At 54.3% G+C, this 19,322-nt stretch carries 19 protein-coding genes; 9 read left to right on the top strand and 10 right to left on the bottom strand.

What is annotated here, in order from left to right; translation table 11 throughout:
- The first annotated feature begins 9 nt into the window (after positions 1–9).
- From GFN93_RS06170 to GFN93_RS06155, 4 genes are all read left to right on the top strand, one after another.
- On the top strand, positions 10–978 hold the full coding sequence (locus tag GFN93_RS06170; protein WP_063519344.1) for a DUF932 domain-containing protein: 969 nt from the start codon (positions 10–12) through the stop codon (positions 976–978).
- 60 nt (positions 979–1,038) lie between these two features.
- Positions 1,039–1,464 (top strand): hypothetical protein, encoded by a 426-nt coding sequence (locus tag GFN93_RS06165; RefSeq protein ID WP_063519345.1) that lies wholly within the window; start codon positions 1,039–1,041, stop codon positions 1,462–1,464.
- 91 nt (positions 1,465–1,555) lie between these two features.
- On the top strand, positions 1,556–2,563 hold the full coding sequence (locus GFN93_RS06160; protein WP_153499818.1) for a YqaJ viral recombinase family nuclease: 1,008 nt from the start codon (positions 1,556–1,558) through the stop codon (positions 2,561–2,563).
- Between the two features lie 74 nt (positions 2,564–2,637).
- The gene (locus GFN93_RS06155) at positions 2,638–3,507 is read left to right on the top strand and encodes a recombination directionality factor (RefSeq protein WP_153499816.1); all 870 of its coding nucleotides are present in this window, start codon (positions 2,638–2,640) and stop codon (positions 3,505–3,507) included.
- A gap of 24 nt (positions 3,508–3,531) precedes the next feature.
- Here GFN93_RS06155 and GFN93_RS06150 read toward each other — a convergent pair whose 3' ends face one another.
- Complete coding sequence (locus GFN93_RS06150; RefSeq protein WP_328594317.1) at positions 3,532–3,765, bottom strand: helix-turn-helix domain-containing protein; 234 nt, start codon at positions 3,763–3,765, stop codon at positions 3,532–3,534.
- Between the two features lie 285 nt (positions 3,766–4,050).
- On the opposite strand from GFN93_RS06150, the gene GFN93_RS06145 reads away from it, so the two are divergent.
- Both GFN93_RS06145 and GFN93_RS06140 read left to right on the top strand, forming a co-directional pair.
- Complete coding sequence (locus GFN93_RS06145) at positions 4,051–5,148, top strand: hypothetical protein (RefSeq protein ID WP_153499813.1); 1,098 nt, start codon at positions 4,051–4,053, stop codon at positions 5,146–5,148.
- Between the two features lie 30 nt (positions 5,149–5,178).
- On the top strand, positions 5,179–5,991 hold the full coding sequence (locus GFN93_RS06140; RefSeq protein ID WP_153499811.1) for a DUF6694 family lipoprotein: 813 nt from the start codon (positions 5,179–5,181) through the stop codon (positions 5,989–5,991).
- Between the two features lie 204 nt (positions 5,992–6,195).
- Here the strand turns inward: GFN93_RS06140 and GFN93_RS06135 are convergent, their stop codons facing one another.
- The 3 genes from GFN93_RS06135 to dsr1 all read right to left on the bottom strand — a co-directional run bounded on the left by GFN93_RS06135 (position 6,196) and on the right by dsr1 (position 11,111).
- Positions 6,196–6,615: a hypothetical protein gene (locus GFN93_RS06135; protein ID WP_153499809.1), complete on the bottom strand. Its 420-nt coding sequence runs from the start codon at positions 6,613–6,615 to the stop codon at positions 6,196–6,198.
- Positions 6,616–6,705: 90 nt separating this feature from the next.
- Complete coding sequence (locus tag GFN93_RS06130; protein WP_153499807.1) at positions 6,706–7,152, bottom strand: hypothetical protein; 447 nt, start codon at positions 7,150–7,152, stop codon at positions 6,706–6,708.
- 125 nt (positions 7,153–7,277) lie between these two features.
- Positions 7,278–11,111: an anti-phage defense-associated sirtuin Dsr1 gene (gene dsr1 / locus GFN93_RS06125; RefSeq protein ID WP_153499805.1), complete on the bottom strand. Its 3,834-nt coding sequence runs from the start codon at positions 11,109–11,111 to the stop codon at positions 7,278–7,280.
- Positions 11,112–11,354: 243 nt separating this feature from the next.
- Between dsr1 and GFN93_RS17620 the strand changes: the two genes are divergently transcribed.
- Complete coding sequence (locus GFN93_RS17620; protein ID WP_153501856.1) at positions 11,355–11,546, top strand: DinB/UmuC family translesion DNA polymerase; 192 nt, start codon at positions 11,355–11,357, stop codon at positions 11,544–11,546.
- A 51-nt stretch (positions 11,547–11,597) separates the two neighbouring features.
- Positions 11,598–11,723, top strand: a complete 126-nt coding sequence (locus GFN93_RS17615) for a DUF4113 domain-containing protein (protein WP_161319238.1) — start codon at positions 11,598–11,600, stop codon at positions 11,721–11,723.
- Positions 11,724–11,780: 57 nt separating this feature from the next.
- Here the strand turns inward: GFN93_RS17615 and GFN93_RS06110 are convergent, their stop codons facing one another.
- The 4 genes from GFN93_RS06110 to GFN93_RS06095 all read right to left on the bottom strand — a co-directional run bounded on the left by GFN93_RS06110 (position 11,781) and on the right by GFN93_RS06095 (position 15,764).
- Complete coding sequence (locus tag GFN93_RS06110; protein WP_161319237.1) at positions 11,781–12,917, bottom strand: inovirus-type Gp2 protein; 1,137 nt, start codon at positions 12,915–12,917, stop codon at positions 11,781–11,783.
- Positions 12,918–13,280: 363 nt separating this feature from the next.
- Positions 13,281–14,393 carry an ATP-binding protein gene (locus GFN93_RS06105; protein WP_153499801.1) on the bottom strand — a complete coding sequence of 371 codons (1,113 nt, stop codon included), beginning with the start codon at positions 14,391–14,393 and terminating at the stop codon, positions 13,281–13,283.
- Positions 14,387–15,502: a hypothetical protein gene (locus GFN93_RS06100; protein WP_153499799.1), complete on the bottom strand. Its 1,116-nt coding sequence runs from the start codon at positions 15,500–15,502 to the stop codon at positions 14,387–14,389. Before GFN93_RS06100 ends, GFN93_RS06105 begins: the two co-directional genes overlap by 7 nt.
- Positions 15,492–15,764, bottom strand: a complete 273-nt coding sequence (locus tag GFN93_RS06095; protein ID WP_194285753.1) for a helix-turn-helix transcriptional regulator — start codon at positions 15,762–15,764, stop codon at positions 15,492–15,494. Before GFN93_RS06095 ends, GFN93_RS06100 begins: the two co-directional genes overlap by 11 nt.
- A 983-nt stretch (positions 15,765–16,747) precedes the next feature.
- Here GFN93_RS06095 and GFN93_RS06090 point away from each other — a divergent pair.
- Positions 16,748–16,987, top strand: a complete 240-nt coding sequence (locus GFN93_RS06090) for a hypothetical protein (protein WP_235901694.1) — start codon at positions 16,748–16,750, stop codon at positions 16,985–16,987.
- Between the two features lie 9 nt (positions 16,988–16,996).
- Here GFN93_RS06090 and GFN93_RS06085 read toward each other — a convergent pair whose 3' ends face one another.
- Together GFN93_RS06085 and GFN93_RS06080 are read right to left on the bottom strand one after the other, a co-directional pair.
- Entirely contained in the window at positions 16,997–17,680 is a 684-nt protein-coding gene (locus GFN93_RS06085) for a hypothetical protein (protein WP_153499796.1), read from the bottom strand.
- 58 nt (positions 17,681–17,738) lie between these two features.
- The gene (locus tag GFN93_RS06080; RefSeq protein ID WP_153499794.1) at positions 17,739–19,316 is read right to left on the bottom strand and encodes an alkaline phosphatase; all 1,578 of its coding nucleotides are present in this window, start codon (positions 19,314–19,316) and stop codon (positions 17,739–17,741) included.
- Positions 19,317–19,322 lie beyond the last annotated feature (6 nt).

Below are 19,322 nucleotides of genomic sequence, written 5' to 3'. Positions count from 1 at the left end.
AGATTCACCATGGCACATCTTGTCGAAAACATGGCCTATGTAGGCCGTACCCCCTGGCACGGGCTGGGCAACCAGCTGGCCAGCCAACAGCCGCTGGAAGTCTGGATGCGCGAAGCGGGCATGGATTGGGAGATCCGTGAGACCCCGGTGCGCTTTATCAGCAGCGAAGCCGGCGCGCTCGGCCAGATCTCATCGTTCCCGGATCAGAAGGTGCTGTTCCGTTCTGACAATCAAGAGCCCCTGTCGGTAGTGAGCAACCGCTTTAAGGTGGTTCAGCCCCGTGAGGTGCTGGAGTTCTACCGGGATCTCACCGAGCAATCCGGCTTCGAGCTGGAGACCGCTGGCGTATTGAAAGGGGGCCGCAAGCTTTGGGCGCTTGCGCGTACCGGGCAGTCCGGCACGTTGGCTGGGAATGACCAAACCAACGGCTATGTGCTGCTGGCCACGGCTTGTGACGGCACCCTGGCTACCACGGCGCAGTTCACCAGTATCCGGGTCGTCTGCAATAACACCCTTGCGGTGGCACTGAATGGCAATACCCATGCGGTGAAGGTACGCCACAACACCACCTTTGATCCGCAGTCGGTGAAGAAGCAGCTAGGCATCTCTGTCTCTGCCTGGGATGACTTCATGTATCGCCTGAAGGCCCTCAGCGAGCGCCGCATTACCCGCAAGACCGCCAAGAAGGTCATGCAGACCATCTTCACCGACACCGGCTATCAGCCACCGGGCATGCCGGTGAAGGCCAACGAACAGGCCATGAAGAAAGCCATGGCTCTGTATGAGGGTGCCGGTCGCGGGTCGGATCTGACGTCCGCCAAGAACACAGCCTACGGCCTGCTCAATGCGGTCACCGAGTTCGTGGACCATGAGCGACGAGCCCGCAGCACCGACAACCGGCTGGACTCGGCCTGGTTCGGCAAGGGTGCCCAGATCAAGCAACGTGCTCTGGAGCAAACTTCCCTGCTGGTCGCCTGATACCGGTCGGATCTTTTCTTCCCCTCTCTATTCCCGCATTAAAAAAACCTGGAGAACACCATGGATCTGAAATGGCTCTACCGCCTGTTGGCGGTATGGGACTGCCGCCCTATGCCTGCTGAATTGGCAGCGGTGTGGGGCGCGTTCCTGCATGAAGGCTTGATGTGCCACCCCGGCGATCCGGGGCGCAGTCGCCGCATCCTGGAGACCTGGGACAGTGGCTGCATCGAGCTGATCATCGCCTCCTGTGAATACCTGGACCCACTGTGGCAAACCGTCTCCCACATCTGGTTCGAACCCCGTGGACGCCCCGGCATCTTCGAGTACGAAGTGGTCAGCGAGCTGGGCGAATGGCTGGGTGAGCAACTGCTTACTACCGGCCACCTCCCCAGCGACAAGCAAGCCGAACGCTATATCGAAGCGCTGGTGAATGACTTCTTCGAGATAGGTGATGAGCCACCCTCGTCGTCAGGCCGCGCCGCATGATGCCATTTAGGCATCACTCACTCTCCATCCCCTTCCCTTACTTCTAGCCCCGGCCATTGTGCCGGGGCTTTTCTTTGTCAGGAGAACACTCATGGCACAACCGAAAAGCACAACTCCTACCCAGCGCCCGGCACTGCGCCTTGTCTCTACCAAGCAGATGAGCCGGGAGGACTGGCTGAAGATCCGCAAGCAGGGCATTGGCGCCAGTGATGCGGCTGCCGCCGTCGGCATCAGCCCGTACCAGTCACCGCTGGAGCTGTGGATGATCAAGACCGGGCGCGATGGTCTGTTACCCGCGCCTGATCCCGATGACATCCAATCGCCGCTCTACTGGGGCACCCTGCTGGAGCCCAAGGTGGCCGAGGCTTACGCCAAGATCACCGGCAACAAGGTTCGGCGGGTGAATTCCGTTCTGCAGCACCCGGATGAAGACAAGCCCTGGATGCTCGCCAATCTGGATTACGCCGTGGTGGGTAACGATGACGTACAGATCCTCGAGTGCAAGACCACCGGCCAGTACGGCGCCAAGCTCTGGGCCGATGGGGTTCCCGAGTACATCCAATGCCAAGTGCAGCATCAGCTAGCGGTCACCGGAAAGCAGGCTGCCGATGTGGCCGTGTTGATCTGCGGACAGGAGTTGCAGATTCATCGCATCGAACGGGATGAGGCGTTGATCGCTCACCTGTACGAGCTGGAGCGGGAGTTCTGGCAGCTGGTGGAGGCGGATACGCCACCGGACCCGGATGGCTCCGACTCTGCCGGGAACGCCCTTCAAGCCCTCTACCCCCAAGACAAAGGGGAAACCGTGGATCTCACGGATAACCCGGCCATGGCAGGCGACTTCAATGAATTGCTGGATCTGCGGGACACCTTGGGCCGATTGAACGACCGGGAATCCACCCTCAAGCAACGCATCCAGCAGACCATGGGGTTGGCCAGCAAGGCCACCTTCACCGAGGGCTCTGTGACCTGGAAGCGCAGCAAGGACTCCACCAGCCTGGACACGAAAGCCCTGCTTCAGGATCAGCCTGACCTGCTCAAGCAGTACCCCAAGCACAAGGCCGGGAGCCGTCGCTTCCTGGTTCGCCCCAACGCCTAACTCTCATGACTCACGGCATAACAGCCGGGCCAGGCCCGGCTGCGTCTATGCCTGTTATCTATCAGGAGAATCCCATGATCAAAGGACTCGCCATTACCCCACCCGTGATCGGTCGCATCAGCATCGGTCGCGTGGTGGAGAAGAACGGCAAGCGTCTGCCCGAGAAAGACGATCAGTTCACCATCACCACCCAGATCCAGACCAAGGAAGGCTGGCTGCCCCACCCGCTGGATGAGGCCCTGCGCCAGGACACCAAGGGCAACAAACTCCGCAGCATCCCGATCACCGTGCCCTTCAATGACCCTGATCTGAACTTGCGAGCGGAGTACACCTTCTTTGACCGCAAGAGCGGCAGGCCGCTGTGTGCAGGCAATGGGGAGACATGCCGGCGGCATACCGAGAATGGACTGGAATCACTGCCCTGCCCCTCACCGGATCTGTGCGACTACGGCAGCCACGGGCTGTGCAAGCCCTATGGCCGTCTCTATGTCCGCATCGGGAATGACGATGAGCTGGGCTGTTTCGTGTTCCGGACCACCGGCTACAACAGCATCCGCACCCTGGCAGCCCGGCTACGCTACTTCCATGCCATCAGTGGCGGCAACCTGGCTACCCTGCCACTGGAGCTCAAGCTGCGCGGCAAGAGCACCGCCCAGAGCCACCGGGCACCGATCTACTACGTGGACCTAACCTTACGGGCAGAGAAATCCATGATGGAGGCCGTCACCCATGCCAAGGAAGAGGGGAAGGCTCGCAAGGATGCGGGGATCAATCAAACCGAGCTGGACAGAGTCGCTCAGGCTGGGCTGATGAATGCTTGGTTCGAGTATGGGGAGGATGAGGGTCTTCAAGTAGTCGAGGAATTCAGCTCAGACAAAAGAGATCCCCCCTCTTCTAAAACTGTAGACCCTACCAACCTTAGAGCCAAATTAGCCAATCAATAACATGGGATGTAGGCATCGTGCATTCTATCGAGCAGCTTGGTAAATCCGCTCAGCAGCGAGCCACAAGTCCGACGGCATGCAGTTTAGGGCTTTGGCAAGTTTCCAGACAGAAGCTGTGGAAGCATTTGATTCACCGCGCTCTACGCCAGACACGAAGGAACGAGCCAATGTAGAGGCATCGGCCAATTCTTCCTGACTCAAATCTAACTCTGTACGGCGAAGTTTTACCGCCCGTCCAAACGCCACCTGAATATCCACTCGCATGCACCTCCGATATACATCGGAGAGAGTGGCCATTCGGGGGTTGACCATCCACGCACCATACAAGACACTTTGACCTTTATACAGGTTATATTGATTCAATCAGCATCATTATGACCAATACAAGCCAGATAACCTCAAATCGGAAACCCACCTGGGAAGACCGATATTGAGAGTCCCGGCTGATCTGACGACATAAAAACAAGACTAAAGAGAGCACCCTGCCTCACCAAAGGCCAACAGGGCCGATTTTCCAATATTCACACCAACAAGGAGATACCGATGGGCACTTTATGCCTTCGCGTAGTTGCAGGCCTTTATACGGCCATATCACTATCCGGCTGCCTTCAGGGCAACGACATTGAAATCGTCAAAGAGGGGCGCTTTGACGATTATCCCGAGTTCAAGATAGGCGAAACCTTCGATCACCGCTCTCTCTGTGAAAGCACTTCCTGGGACCTCGTCAAGGATGACCGAGGGAGGGACTTGGTGGAGTACCGCTGCGAGATCAATGGCATCCATGCCTACTACACGGAAAAGCTAGCCCAGCAGGCAGACCAGTGCGAGGCCGCCTTGACAACTACGTACCTGGACTCGCATTTACGACGCTTTACCGCCCAAAGAGAGAAAGAGCTGGAGAAAGCCGAAAGGCTGAAGATCTTGCTGGAAGACGATAGCTATGATGCGTCCGTTCGCGCCGAACACGAACCTCAGATGGCTAAGATCAAGGCCACTTTGGATGTGGTCCGCACCAAAACCATCGACCAAATGATTCCTCTGATCGATAGGCTGTACTTCCCTGTCCGAGGCAGTGATGTACTGAACTACATCTCTGATATCGAGACGATTGCCGAGAACCGTAACGACACCTCAAAAACTGCCCAGCAGTATAACTACTACGCCCGCAAGAACTTCGACGAAGTCAAACCAGCAGTCATTGCCTCACTCGAAAAATCCTACAGTTATCACGAAAAGGAGATGAACGGCAGCATCAGGGCGCACCGCGCCAACTTTGAAGGCTCAATCCAAGCCGCTGAAGAAGAAGCTGCACGGCTTACCACACTGATAGAGGGCATAGCTCGAGATGAGGAAAAAGCCGACGAAACTGCGCAAGCAAATCTCGCCAAGATCAACCAGATTTTGAGCACCTTCAACGTCGCATCCGCCTATGAGTTCCTGCAATGGTCAGTCGCTGAAGACAACACATTTGTGCTGATAGGAGGAGGTCTCGCGCTACGCAAACCACAGGATGAAACCCACCAACGTGCTCCCTATCTGGATGCGCGCCTCAGGCAGGCCATTGGAGATGCGTACTCCAATAGCAGCGGCCTCTTCAATTACATCACTCAACGGACCCAAACCGGGCTTGATTGCCAATAGCCTGCACCCTTCAACCAAAAGGAAACGATCATGAAAGGACACCTTCTGATACTCATTGCTCTCACCGCCCTGCTAACCGGTTGTGGAGAGAAATTCGACGCCTCCACGGACAACCTGATCCGGGCATCCTACAACGGCATCCTCAAATCACTGGGTGGCGAAGAGAAAGAAGAGTTCGTGCGCCAGTACCAGCTCTATACCGCCCCCTATGAGCTCCCGATTGACCCGAATGATCCCGGTATAGATATTGCCCAGAACGATATCGAGTCGCTTCACGGACTGTCCTACGGCCAGGTGATCGACCGCGTGGCTAAGCATGAGGAGTTCCTCGAGACACTCCAGCGCGACAAGGATATCCAGACACTCACGGAACTACACAAGGTCTTCCTGGATAGCCGGGCTAACATCAAGCAATCCATGAAAGAGCTGCCTGTCACCCTTGCACCTTTGGGAGGCGACTATATGGGCGTCGTGGCCGTTAAAGTGGAGCTGGACAACAATGCTAGCTTCGCCATTGAGCAATTCGTTCTCAACGTCAGCATTACCCAACGCAGCACAGGAGAAGAGCTCTTTTCTGACACCAAGACCGCCGACCTGAGCACTGATCCACTTCAACCAGGCTATACCTATGCTACGTCCTTCGGGGACCAGCAAATCCAGGAGGCCTTCCTGAACAAGAACCTGTCTGTCCAAGGGTACATCTACGATGTAACGACTTCAGATGGTCGTCGCGTACTCAGCATCATGCAGGATGCCGACTATATCCAGTATGCCTCGTTGCAAAAGACATACCCGGAGGAGTTCATGGAGATTAAGGAAGAGCTGGGCGAGCCGGTTATCTAGTTTGAATTGTTCAAGGTGACGCCAATATCAATAATTCAAGCAAGTAATTCATCACAAGCATGCTAGGCCCATTCGGGCCTAACGTGCTTAGCCAGCCATTTAAAGTATCCTGACAATTTTATATTTAATAATCCGCAACCAGAGACCATAGCAGGAGACATTAAATAAAGTCGGCCACAGCTTAGTCACTGTCGGCTTATATAGCTACCCTACTGCAAGAAGGGAGCCCGCACCTATTGCTATTAATGTAAAGCCAACCAAACATGCCGAGACAGCAGTTATTCCAAAGCACCAAGCGACCACACGCAACCACCTAGGTGAATTAGCAACTCCCTCCTCGCCCTTAGTGGTTTTTCCTTCAAGTTCTGTTAGCGTAAGTGCTCCTGAAATTACCAAAAAAAATTTTAACAGGACAGCACTGGCCAAACTTAATGCGAGCAAAACCCAAGCAGAACGAATCACACTGGCCGCCCATGGGTCTAACAAAGGGGGATTAGAAGTGAGGAAAGCCCCAATTGTAATACTCATAATACCACCCGAAATAAGGATGACGGAGTGATTCATCGACTCTACGCGCGACATCCAATGGGCGGTGTATTCATTAAATATTTCCGAATTATTCATAGTTTCCTGATAGTCTTACAACTTAATGCTAGGAGCGACGAAAACTAGCTCGAATAACGTGCATGATTATGACCTGTTTGCCTCTGATTGCTATGTGCTAGCCAACCTCAATTCATTAATCGCCTCGTTCAAATTCCCCAAAATCTTATTGTATGTTTCTTCAGTAAGATTTGCTGTTCCATTAATCGATGCGTCAAGCCTTGACCTTATGGTTCTCATATTCACCATATAGTGGTGAAAAAAATTAACAGTCTCTTTTACTGAGTCAACACTTCCGAAGCAATCAATGTTGCTCGTCACAAGATCGTACAAAAAATCGCCAACAGCCACTTCAGAGTATTGTGTTTCGCTGAATTTGGCGTTCCCGTTATGTATCTCGACGTGCCCCTGAAGGTCTTCTTGTATTTTCTTTAGGTGCTCGCAGCAAAGAGCCGCAATACGCTTCCGTTTTATCGTCGTCTTCCAAAACGTGACTATCTCTCGAATTAACAGGGCCAGTGCTGCACCAATAAAGCCGACGAATAATTTTTCAGCCATAACATACACAACCATTTGTCAGATAACGCCCGTATTTGCGGCTGATCTGGAACGTAGCGAAAAACTAGTTCGTCGTCATGCCGTTTATTAGACCCAGATGGTTTAGCGTCTTTATGAGGTCGCCATCACATCCGGTGCCTCCGGTAGTACTCTTGTAGTCGCCGGTAATGGATATCCTGTCCAAACTGTGGCGCAGTTTCCACAATCTCGTCCAAGCACTGGCCCAATTCCCGGGGAGCCCACTGTTGATCGGAAATAACGGCATTTAGTAGAAGTAACGCCTCAGCAGGGAAGTGTCTGCACAAACCGGATTCGTGTAGCAAGTGTATGACATAGTCTGGGTGCTCAAGCGGTTGCAGCCAATCCTGCACTGCGACCAAGGCCGCTGGGAATTCACCTCTGGCGGCAATCACCACACGAGCCAAAGACTCGGCTATGCGCGGCGTGGCCAGGTCCCGGGACTTTGGCCATATCTGTTGCCAGAACGGCTGAGCACGGTTTTTCCAGTAGTCCTCAGCTTGATCGGCTGCGCCTGCTAATGCCTGGGAGAGCGCCTGCGCGGACACCTCCAGGCCCTCTTTGGGGAGAACACTAATCGCAGACCGGAACTCCTCCACGGTGTATGCCTCTGTCGGCCCTAATGCCGCATAAGTCAAAAAAGTCGCGAACTGCTGGCGATGCTCGCCCATATCAGCATAGTGGTTTACGCTATCTAGGAATTGCGACTTGAAGGCGGTTAGCAACGGCTGGTGCAAGCGCGGCGACCAGAGAAAACCCTCCCACGCGGCCTTTGCTTCGACGGGCTTGCTCCAACTAAACAACGGCAACAGGTGCTGCTCAGTCCAGAGGCGGTCCACTCGGAAAAATGCAACCAGACGCGAACACAGCAGCACCCGGCCGTGGCGAAAGCGATCCAATTGTTCATCACACAGAGCAGTAAAGATTGGCTTGAGCTCCTCAGGAAGCAGGTCGTTGTCCTTCGGGGTCTGCCTGAACCACAAGTTGATTAGAGCCTGGGTGACATGTCCGATGGGATGATTGATGGCAGAGCTGACAGGGTCATAGATCTCGACGCCACTACGGATGATGCGGGAACCTGAGTCAGTTTCCAACGGCAGTGCCAGCACGCGACGGCAAAGGTCCAGCAAGATATCCTCATGGCGGTTGATGGATTTAGATCCGACCTTCATCCACCAAGTCACTGCATGGTCAATCTCTTGCAGCATAGCGTCTGGCATGGCCTGCACTACCGGAGCAGCATATTGCCAAGAGCGCAACACCATACTGTCTTCCGCCCACGTCTGCAGCGCTTCACGCCATCGACCTGCGGGCCACACGTCATTTCGTGCCAAGTCGCATAGCGCAAAAAGACAGTGAAAAAAACGCGTACGACAAACGTCACTCCACGTATCTTCATATAAAGGGCGCCGCTCGGGAGGCGGCTTTGTGAGCCATTCTACTAATTCCCGCCTCTTGCGAGGCGCAATGTCGACGTCCCGGCTATTCTCATAATCCGGATCGCCAGTGCCACTCATCCAGTGTGAGAACTCGTCACTTTCGTTGATTGCCAATTGCCATTGCGGATAGGCATTGGCGATCTCCTCTAGGCGTGCCGCTGCAGATGCACCTAAAGGTAAACCAGAACTTTTCAGCTTGGCCAGATGAAGCCAAACAGAGCGACTCTCCAACTCCTTCCAGCAATCTACGTCCAAGTCAGCCCGATACATCTCGCGGGGCGGCCCCGCCAAGATGGCAACCTCCAAGCGCGCCTGAACGGCCCCGGTCAAATGTCGTCCCTGCAGAACGAAGAGCCTGTATACCTCACGCCCCAAATCTGTGGTCCACAACCACCACGCGTCGTCGGCCAAGAGCCAATCCACCCACTGCTCAGGCGGAATGCAATCGTCGTGGCTCGCGGCAAAAAGGGCAAGGCGCTTGAAGGTTGGGTACGGTAAGTCAAACCAAGCTTGAGCGACTCGAGTGGAGCGCGCGAAGTCGGTTGCGTGAACTGCCAGCCATGCATCGCGCAGTAACTCGATCAGGGTCACCCAGTCTCGGAAACCCCGGTTCTGCCAGTGGGGCGTGATTGACGGTAGGTCCCAGTGTGAACGATCGCTACGGTCATCGGCCTCGCCCAATTCACGTAAAATGTCCAGAGCATCGCGCAACAGTTGATGGAAATCATCGATCAAATGCGGCAGCGCAGATTTCCATGGCTCATCGGCAAGGCTCCGCAGGGTCGTATGCACATGATGAGCAGCCAACTCGAGCTCCCAATCCACCAACTGCCTGATTCGCATGGGCACGTCAGTGCTATTAGAATCATCGCCGCTCCAGCGAAACGGCTTCTTTAGTCTCACCTTGGGCGCGAGTAAATCGCGCAACTCAAGGCGGAGTGTTGCTGTCATTCCTTCACGTTTAAGACGGCCCTGCCAGCGATACAGGTCCGACGCATGCCCAAGAGATTTCACTCGGCCACCAAGCAGCAGCCGCCACAAGGTACGCATTTGCAGACCGGGGATGGCCCTAGGGGAATGCAAGCGAATTTCATCGAGCTCGGAAGTCTTGCTATCCCGCTCCAGCGCGGCAAAGCGATCCAGTTCGTGCTCAATCAACCACTGCAAACGGTCGTGCAACTGCCCTCCGCGTTCAGCAATCCAGATAATTAATCTGGGGTCATCCAGATGGCGCACCAGCCAGCGGGCGAGGTGAAACATACAATCATCCCATTGGCTGCTAACGAAACCTCCAGAGACGAGCAGCATTGTAGGTGCGCGGTCATAGGGCGCAGGCCGTCGAACGAGACTGAAGCGCAGCTTGGTGTCCTCCTCATCCCGGGGCGGTACGCCGAAGCGTGCCAGATCACTGTGCCCAAAGCGCTCATGCACGAAGGGCTCCAACAGCCAGTCCAGTGAAGGGGCGGGATTGATATCTGCAAATCTCTTGGCCGGCAAACCTGTTTTGTCCGATAAAGCCCACACCATTCGTCCGACGAAATCGTCCTGCTGCGTGCTGTCTTGTGGCTGGGCCATCGAATGTTTAACGACGATGGCCTCTTTGCCCTGTACCCCGTCTCGGTAGGTGTCTGCCCAAGCGTGGAGGGTTTGGTGCAGTGCAGAATGGTCATGGCTGCCAGCCGGTACTGTGTAGAGGATAGGAGCAACACCCTTGGCCTCCCACTCAATGGTCTTACGGTGCTCTTGCCCCGGCTCGCAATCACCCAGGGCCCAGGCCTGCAGTGTCACCTCACCTAGCATCCGATCAGCTGCCAGTGCATCCATCATGTAGCGGAGCACTGGGTCGTTGATGCTGTAACCTACGAAGCAGACAACGTAGTTGCGGAACAACTCGCTCACGAAGCGGGCCGCCCAGCGTTCCGTTAAGTATGCCAAACCAAAATCACCACTGGTGACGACTAGACGGTTCAGTGCAGTGTCGTCCATCTTTTCGGGCAGCAGGCCATGCAGATAGACCAGCCCATTCCAGCGGCTATTCTTCGGAATTGGGAGCATCGGGGCGGAATAGGTCTGGAACGCTTGGCCCATACGTTTGGCCGCTACATGAAAGATGCGATCAAAGTTGGTGGTGACCAACCGCAGGGCACCCTCGCGGCTGCGAGCCAAGCGCAACAGCGCAGCTTGCGTATCGGTAGCACCCTTGCGGCGGAGTTTCGGTTTCAGCGCCTCTGCCAGCTTACTTCGCACAGCTAGGCGCTGCCCCGGGAGGCGACGCTCCAGTAGATCAAGTGTTGCGTCGAACTGGCCATGCTCGAAGGCATCTTCCTCAATTTCTGAAAATACCGCCCCATTCAGTCGATAGATTTCCTCCACCAAACCCTTGAATCCTGGCAGGCCAGCGGGATAAGAAATGCCCGCACCACAAAAAAATACCACACGCCCATCCTCATGAGCCTGCAAGAGCTCATCCGGAATATCGGGGCCACTGGTTATGAACTGCATTCCATCTATTTCCTATCCAATATCCATATGCACGCGCGACTTTGAGTGAAGGCCCAGCCGCTACGCAAAAACCGTCGCCGTGCCTGCGATTGTTGGCTTCAGTAACTCTGACTTTCAGGCAAAGACCTTTCTGAGTAAGAACGGCTTTCTGCTCTACCCCCCAATATACGGTGTATTGCATAGGTTATGGACATCTTTGGCCGAATCCTAAGCATCAACTTGCGAAAGGCAGTCTTTGATTAACTGTACACCTCGCCATTTGAGCCGAACTTTCACTCAGCCAGCGACCGGGTCCAGCTTCCCTACCCTACCGACGATACACGGGAGATTGTGAAATTGGCCAGAGCGACAGCCGCTCGACTCTATCAACCGGGCCATGCCTTCCTAAAAGCCGGAGTCGGGCTCGTGAACATCTGCGACCGCATTCATCATTAGTTCGACATACTGCACCCAAGCCAGACTGAGAAGGCTGTCCGACTCATTACCGTGATAGACAGTATCAACCGTGCTCAGGGTAAAGGTAGCGTATTCCTCGCCTCCCAAGAGATCTCAGCTCCGTGGTACATGAGGCAACAGTTCAGGTCACCGGAGTCCACAACGCAATGGGCATAGTTACTCGTAGCTCACTGTCACACGCCACCCTTCTCTTGATTGCACTCACACTGTAGGTCAACGACCTTCTCTGGCCGCTGTTCGGTCTCTCCATTGCTTCAGTGCCTTGTAGCGGGGCCCTCGCACAATGCGCAATTGATTGACGCTCTTTTGTCCGGTTAGCCGAAGGGACTGTTCTTTTTTTGCGAAGTAACGGATGAGAGCTCTCATATTGGCTTCCTGAATTGCATCGCCCTTACGAAATTCTCCAATCGCCAAATGTCGCTCAGGGACCTGCAATCGTTTCGACAGCGTCGTTCTAACCTCACCTACATTCACATTAAATCCAGCCCCTTCACCTTTAGTAACCACGTCACACCAATAGCTCTTCAAGTAGGTGCCAAGCAAAACATCCATGCGGACCTTACTACCGTCATATATAAAGTATCCATGCCAGTGATAGCCCTTTTTTGCCCCGTATTCAATCTTGAACACCGCCAACACCAGAGCAGAAAACTGGCGCTTGTTATGCCGCATGTTTCTGATGAAGCGGTCTAGATCGTTTGATATGCACTCTGGGGTTTTATTCCTACGCACAGACTGTTTGTAGCTGCCATCAACACGCACCAAGCGAGCTTTTCGACAAATGCTCAACGCCTCATTCACTGCCCCGGTGATGCTGTCTACTCTGCGCTGCTCCCTGACCACCTGCTGTCTACGAAACTGAAGGATCTCAGTTGCCGATAGCCGCCGTTTCAGTTCATGAAGATACTCGAGATAGTGATCATGTACCGTTTTACCGCCAACGCAATCATGCAACCGACGCCCCGTCAAGACGCGAACCGCCTCTTCCCTATTGAGGTCCAGGACAACCTGAACATCCGGGTCCACCTTGTACCCCCAGAAATCATCCTCAGTGAGATTGATGCAGGATTCGATGGCTGGTGTCTTCTTATTGGGGATTCTGCGGATAAGCCCCTGGCTAGTCTCCTGCCGTCGGCTTATGACCAGTCGCCGCTGGGGCACGATTTCATCTAAAAGCGTCGTGACGTCCGCAAGCGCACGTGCAGCCTCTGACTGATCAGTGATGTAGACATTTTGGGGGTTATCTCTCGGATTGAAGACATCCAGTCCACAGTCCAGCATTTCATGGAACTGCTCCAGCCGTTCCTCTTGAGCTTCTACTGACGGCATCATGCCGTGCCCCTGTTTCATCGTCATTGCTCCAGTATTAACCTTATTCTTTGATGGCTTTTTATGAGCAACGAACCAACCAGAATGGAAATCTGAATATTAATAAAACCAAAGAATAAACATGTTCCCGTTTATGATTTACAAGAAAACCACTCCTGAACCCCGAGGTTATTGATTTTCGCCGCTCATATAATGGGCAAAACATGTACGTTATTAAGCAAGCCCTACTAATACTGATACTGCCATCAGTATTAGTAGGAGTTTTATTAACATGAGAAATTTCGCAGCCCTGACTATACGCTGACCACGACATCACCCTGCCCCCAATGGCTCCTGAGGATTGACCGAGGGCGCTACCCGCTTTTAAGCAAGGAACCCCACCTATTACAGATGGTAGAAGTTTGCTTTGTATACATTATGGCCAGACTGATAGAACCCGGACCAACGGCCTGTTCCGCAGTTTAGCGCGCCCTTACAGAGGCCCAACTTCTGCTCCACCTTCCTGGCATCCTTGGCACTTCTGGTAGGCAGCGCAAAGTGGGTGTCAACGTTGGCGACCACTTCCTCACTCAGTTCATCAAGCGTTTGAGCGGCCAGCAGCAGGCCAACACCGAACTTCCGGCTCTCTTTCGCAATGGTCTTTATGATGCAGTCATCCGCTTTCTGGCGTATCACCGATCCAGCCTCATCAAGGACGAGATACACCCGGAATGGCGATCCGGCATCAAACGGTGATTCTTTCACTGGCCCCATAGCCGCAATTTCAGCATAGATCATATTCACCAAGGTTCGAGCCACCCAGCCCCTCATTGAAGCGGGGATTCCCTGCATATGAAGACGCGCACCATTCTGTAAAAGATCATCAACCCTCAAGGGCGATTCATGCTCGAAAATAGCGCATGCAGCCAATACATCAACACGGTTTATCAAGCCATCAAAAATCTGCCTTTCCCTGCTGCTTTCGGCCTCGTCTTTCTTCTCAAGAAGAAGATCTCTCAAATCAGAAGGCCGAATACTCTTTGCAGCCGCAGCGGGGGAATCGGAAGCGCTTTCCGTAATCCCCAGGCGCCGCCACAACTCCATGATCGCTGATCGCAGAACGTTGATTTGACCATCTCCAAGCTTTCGCCTCCCCGTCGCTTCAATGGCTCTGACCGCGTTTTCCAGGCACCCTCTCAGACCAAAGACCTCCAATGCCAAGGGCGTTGGCTCCAGAAATCTGATCGAACATTCACCGGAAGCTCCATCTCCAAGATGCAGCGTCCTGATCCCTGATATAGCCAAGTCATCATGAAAATCGAAAATCACTACCGGCACCTTCGAACAGAACAGGTATGATGCGATAAATTTGGCTACGGTCGACTTCCCCATGCCAGATGATCCGGTGATCTCGGCATGCCCGTTGGCACATAGTCCTGGAAAAAATCCCAACCCACGACCGGACAAAGCATCAATGCCGATATTAATAGGCGGAACCTGAATGGGCCGAATCACCATTTCTCACCCCCACTCTCGACAACGTATGGCACAATCTTAGCCAAGCTCCGAATTTGCTCCCCTTTAAATATCCTGATCTGCCGATGCTTTTTCCCGTTACCGTTTGCACGTAGTTTCTGACTGAAGTCAGAGAAGCGCGTAACAGCGGCTTCCAGGAGCTGCTGCCGGGCATGATCGCCCTGAACATCAACAGGAGAAGCAACCTCTGCTAGGTTCAGCCCTGACCACTTCGATAAAATGGTCGCAAATGGCTTGTCGGTTGCGCACAGGAAGCCACCTTCCCCATCCGTCACATTATCTCGCCAGTAGCGGCCAAGGTTACCCGCCTGCTCCCTGGTTCCAGGTTTAAGCAACAGCATCCCACTGATATGGAATCCCTTGTTGTCGCTCAACTCCATAGAAAAGATAGCCACCAGAAAGCAGCGGGATGCAGAGTGATGCCGAATCCCATTTGCAAACTTTTTATAAGCAGCGTCGGTATCGGCTAATGTCTTCCGCATCCTGCACTCCGGCTTCCATGACAGATCGATCAAGGCAATTTCGACCTCATCGTACAGGCAATAACACAGCCTGATCGCCTTGATCATGGAGTGCCGCCGCCGCCTGGCATTGCCCACTTCGTTATAGCATCGCTTGCGATGAGCCTTGCTGGTGATAATCCTTCGGAAACGGGCAACGCATTCAATTAGGATGTCGGCGACTTCTTTTTTAAGGGCATGCCAGCCCTGAAGAGTATCTACCAGTGCAGAAATTCTGGGATCCCGCAGAAGTTCCAACCATGCGTCCATGTCTGGCGGGAGGTCATACCGCTCTGCCATCAAGGGATTGATCTTTAAACACTTGATCACAAAATCGTAATCCCGGCCACGTCTGATGCGCTTACCCCCATTCGCGGATTGACGCTCTACCGCGATTTTAATTTCACGCCCGTCATGAATCATCTCTGTCAGCCCATTGATGAGACGGTAAGCGCGCAAAATTTCGCTCGGCCCATCTAGGCAAACAGCGCTCTCCTCCGGGCTGTCCCACATGTCTACTGAGGTAAGCAGCTTTTCTGCAGAACGAGCTGTCTGTCTCTGAAACGGTGGGGAGGCATGATTAATCAGCATGATCACCTCCCATAATACCGGCCAAATAATCTGCCACGTCTTGCGCCCGCCAGCGGGTGCAGTTTCCGCCCAGTCTTATCGGCCGAGGAAATTCGGGAATGAAGTGCTTCCCCTTGCAATCAACCCACGCCCACAGCGTGCTCACTCCGATCCCTAATTCCTCAGCCAACTCTTTGGCTGACAGCATAGTTAGCCCAGTTAGCGGCTTTGGTGCTTCACCTGCGCAAACAGATGGCTGCGCAGCAATCAATCGAGTATCCATATACCCTCCTCCAGTGCCACGCAAAGAAACACCATTCCCCAGGCAAAGTAATGCCATAGGGATTGTGTCTACGCTCAGCGCAGCAACAAAACACAGGTCGACCTACAAGGTCGCCAAACCAAAATTGTTTCGTGTTTGATCGGACGTTCACGGCTCGCGTGAAACCGATACTAGGGGGGGCGACTTATTGCTGATGGATACCACGGCCATTCAGACTGCGCTGTTGAAGTGACATTAAATGTCTGTAGTGTTCTACCTACACTGAAGGAACTTGGTGAAGGGGGTCTTGGCTGTCCGTGGCGATGCCAAGCCAAGAAAAATTAATACATTGCCAACCAATACGTCAAGCCCCAAGAACAAATCCAAAAAAACTTTTCTGAATTCCATGTACGTTTTATGCAGAACCAGCGGTTTTTGTGAGAATTATTTTTTTTGCCAAGGGTTCGTGGACGTGTAGCCACAGTAAAATGTCTGCTCATCTCCCTTCACAAGAAGGCCAGCGGGCGACTAAACGGAAAGCCGATATCACGTGATTGCTAGAACGGTCATACATGTAGTCATCTGATCGGCTAGGTGATACCTTCCTGCTCCCCCGCCGCCTCAAAGAGCCTGACTCCCAACATACCCCCTGAGTCGCATATTCTACGCTCTCCCCCTCACCTCTCGGATCGAGCAGGTGGCACAAGGAGGCAAGAATGGTATGATCCACACCCTTCGCTGGACCTAAGCTGAGTTGAGAACAGCGGAACAAGATTTTTAGGTGAATGACAACACCTCCGTTCGTCAGAATTTTTTTTAAATTTGTTTGTTGGTACATGTGTTGGTATGAACAAAAACCGAACTGGCGTTTTCACATGGAAATCAACCAGTTGCACCCCATATTTGAGTCCTCTCCTCGCACCAATTTCGAAAGGGCTCCCAGACGGGGGCCCTTTTTCGTTTCAGGCCTACCGTCACCCGTCATTCGACACTGAGAGGTAGCTATGACCATGACTCCCCTTCGCCATCTGCTCGTTGCCAGCCTGCTGTGCACCGGCCTGTTCCTGTCGCCTGTCTCCGCCTTTGCTGCTGAAGACAGCGCGGCCAGCGAGATCCACCCGGCCATTGCCCAGGCGGATGCCCAACGGGAAAAAGAGGCACGCCGCAAACGTTACCTCCTGCTGTTCCCCGCTGCGGTCATTGCCATCACTGCCGGCCTGGTAATCATCACCCGCCGTCGCTGACAGCGACAATTAATGGGCGTGGTGATCCGCGCCCGGCAGGGGCGAACCATCGGCGTGATAGAAACCGCTGGCTCCATGCTCCACAAAACCCAGCGAGATCATCCGGCGCAGAAAGGGATCGGATTCATTGTCGCCCACATCGGCAAAGTCCGTGCTCTGCCATTGAGACCACAGTCCGAAGGTATCCGCCCGGGCAACCCGCTGTAGTGACACCAACTGCCAGACCGCGCCAGCGTCCGCCATACGCGCAGGCAATTGCACCTCGTCGAGCCACAACACCTTGCCCCCATCGCTCCCTTGGTACTCCTGGGCCGGACACCCCTGCACCATGCTCGACGAACCACCGACCATACGATAATCCCGGCTTTGCGGATCAGGCCACCCCATCACACCGCGCCACTGCGCCTCCTTGCCCAACGCCCGCAAATCACCGGCCGGATACCAGATAGTGCGCTGATACTGGGGAAACACCCGCAACAGCGACGCAGCCTGATCCCGGTGGGTCCAGACACTGATCACCTCTCCACGCCGCCAGGCCACCTGATCAGCACCACGATAAAAGTCCACGCTGTAACGCTGCGAACCGGCGTGGATGTCATAGCGCGCATGCACCACATCACCTTCACCTTTAATACAATCCGCAGACGCCACCGATGTCAGCGCGCCCAATAACAAACACATCCACAGTTTCATTTCTTTCCCCATAAAAACAGGGAGGCCACAGGCCTCCCTCTTCTCACTAGTCCAACTTTTACTCATGCAGCAGTCCGGCAGACCGCGCCATCACATGAAAAATCAGGCTTTGTTCGTTGGTTCCAGTGAGCAGGTGCGCACCGGGACCACGCGCCCAGACACCCACATCTTCACCCGCATGGGTTTCCGAACCCATGGGGATCAGTGCCTCCTGGTGGTAACCCGCCGATTCGGTATCCACGGCAGAGATATCCTTGCGACCCGCATCCACCGGCACGCCATAGCGCGCATCGGCATCGTGCACATCGCCAAGATCCGCAAAGCCCGCACCATTGGTGTAACCCAGAGTGGTGTACGGCAGGTTATCACCGGCCAGGCTTGGCGTTGCTTCCGGCTCACCGCTACCATCATTGGTGATCACCTTGCCCAGAATCGGATTGCCGCGAGTGGGATAACCGGCAATGGTGAACACATGACTGTGGTCTGCAGTCACTATAATCAGCGTGTCTTCCGCACTGGTCTTGTCCATGGCCGCCTGCACCGCATTAGCCAGTTCCACCGCATCAGTCAGCGCGTTGTAAGCGCTACCGGCATGGTGACCATGATCAACACGGCCGGATTCCACCATCAGGAAGAAGCCATCTTCATCGCGGGACAGCATGTCGATACTCTTTGCGGTCATCTCGCTTAGCGACGGCTCATCTTTGCTATTGGCTTTGCGGTCAGCGTCGTAGCTCATATGGCTGCTGCTGAACAGCCCCAGTACCGGGCCGGCCGTGGCCGCATTCAGGGCAGCAAACTCAGCCCCGGTCTGCACATAGCTACCGCCCGCATGTGCCGCCAGCCATTCCGCCGTCAGATCACGGCCATCGGTTCGCTTGCCGCCATCGGTATTCGGCAGGAAGTGGCGACGACCACCACCCAGCACCACGTCGATGCCATCACCCACATCAAAAGACACCAGCTGATCAGCGATATCCTTGCAGCCATTCTCCTTCGCTTCCGCTGTCAGGTTGTCATCGGATTCCCAGTTCCGCTCCGGGCTCTTGGCATAAGTAGCCGCCGGCGTTGCATGGGTAATCCTCGCGGTAGAGATGATCCCGGTAGCCTTACCCTGGTTTTCCGCAAGCTCGAGCGCCGTCACCAACTCAGCACCCTGACTGGAAGCACAGTCAGCACGGTTCGTGCTTTCTGCGATCCCGATGACGCCCGCCTTGGTTTTTACACCGCTCATCATGGCCGTCATGGTGCCTGCCGAGTCCGGGGTCTGCTGGTTGGTATTGTAGGTTTTCACCAGACCGCTGAATGGCATGGTTTCAAAACTCAGACGGTGCTCCTCACCATCCTTGCCTTCCATCTGACCGGCAAGAATGCGCGCCGCCGTTACCGTAGAAATCCCCATGCCGTCACCCACAAACAGGATGACATTCTTTGCTGCACCCACTTCATTATTCACTGTGACCTTGCTGGCCGCGTTCACGGTCTGCGCGCCTTCCCGGAACCAGGACGACGACAGTTGTTGAGGGTTGAAACGCAACACCTCCTCTTGCGCCGATTTGTCGTTTTTATTGCTTCCACCACAGGCCGCAAGCAGGGCTGCAGACGCGACCGCAATCGCCAATGTATTCAGTTTCATTTTCTT

The organism is Alcanivorax sediminis, assembly GCF_009601165.1.
Taxonomy (GTDB): domain Bacteria; phylum Pseudomonadota; class Gammaproteobacteria; order Pseudomonadales; family Alcanivoracaceae; genus Alcanivorax; species Alcanivorax sediminis.
This window is presented reverse-complemented; position numbering and strand designations above follow the sequence as displayed.

Bases quoted from the DNA above. Each gene is read 5' to 3' on its own strand.
- GFN93_RS06170 (WP_063519344.1), top strand. From the start codon at position 10: ATGGCACATCTTGTCGAAAACATGGCCTATGTAGGCCGTACCCCCTGG.
- GFN93_RS06100 (WP_153499799.1), bottom strand. From the start codon at position 15,502: ATGCTGATTAATCATGCCTCCCCACCGTTTCAGAGACAGACAGCTCGT.
- GFN93_RS06140 (WP_153499811.1), top strand. From the start codon at position 5,179: ATGAAAGGACACCTTCTGATACTCATTGCTCTCACCGCCCTGCTAACC.
- GFN93_RS06155 (WP_153499816.1), top strand. From the start codon at position 2,638: ATGATCAAAGGACTCGCCATTACCCCACCCGTGATCGGTCGCATCAGC.
- GFN93_RS06095 (WP_194285753.1), bottom strand. From the start codon at position 15,764: ATGGATACTCGATTGATTGCTGCGCAGCCATCTGTTTGCGCAGGTGAA.
- GFN93_RS06130 (WP_153499807.1), bottom strand. From the start codon at position 7,152: ATGGCTGAAAAATTATTCGTCGGCTTTATTGGTGCAGCACTGGCCCTG.
- GFN93_RS06165 (WP_063519345.1), top strand. From the start codon at position 1,039: ATGGATCTGAAATGGCTCTACCGCCTGTTGGCGGTATGGGACTGCCGC.
- GFN93_RS06135 (WP_153499809.1), bottom strand. From the start codon at position 6,615: ATGAATAATTCGGAAATATTTAATGAATACACCGCCCATTGGATGTCG.
- GFN93_RS06090 (WP_235901694.1), top strand. From the start codon at position 16,748: ATGACCATGACTCCCCTTCGCCATCTGCTCGTTGCCAGCCTGCTGTGC.
- GFN93_RS06160 (WP_153499818.1), top strand. From the start codon at position 1,556: ATGGCACAACCGAAAAGCACAACTCCTACCCAGCGCCCGGCACTGCGC.
- GFN93_RS06145 (WP_153499813.1), top strand. From the start codon at position 4,051: ATGGGCACTTTATGCCTTCGCGTAGTTGCAGGCCTTTATACGGCCATA.
- GFN93_RS06105 (WP_153499801.1), bottom strand. From the start codon at position 14,393: ATGGTGATTCGGCCCATTCAGGTTCCGCCTATTAATATCGGCATTGAT.
- dsr1 (WP_153499805.1), bottom strand. From the start codon at position 11,111: ATGCAGTTCATAACCAGTGGCCCCGATATTCCGGATGAGCTCTTGCAG.
- GFN93_RS06080 (WP_153499794.1), bottom strand. From the start codon at position 19,316: ATGAAACTGAATACATTGGCGATTGCGGTCGCGTCTGCAGCCCTGCTT.
- GFN93_RS06085 (WP_153499796.1), bottom strand. From the start codon at position 17,680: ATGAAACTGTGGATGTGTTTGTTATTGGGCGCGCTGACATCGGTGGCG.
- GFN93_RS06110 (WP_161319237.1), bottom strand. From the start codon at position 12,917: ATGAAACAGGGGCACGGCATGATGCCGTCAGTAGAAGCTCAAGAGGAA.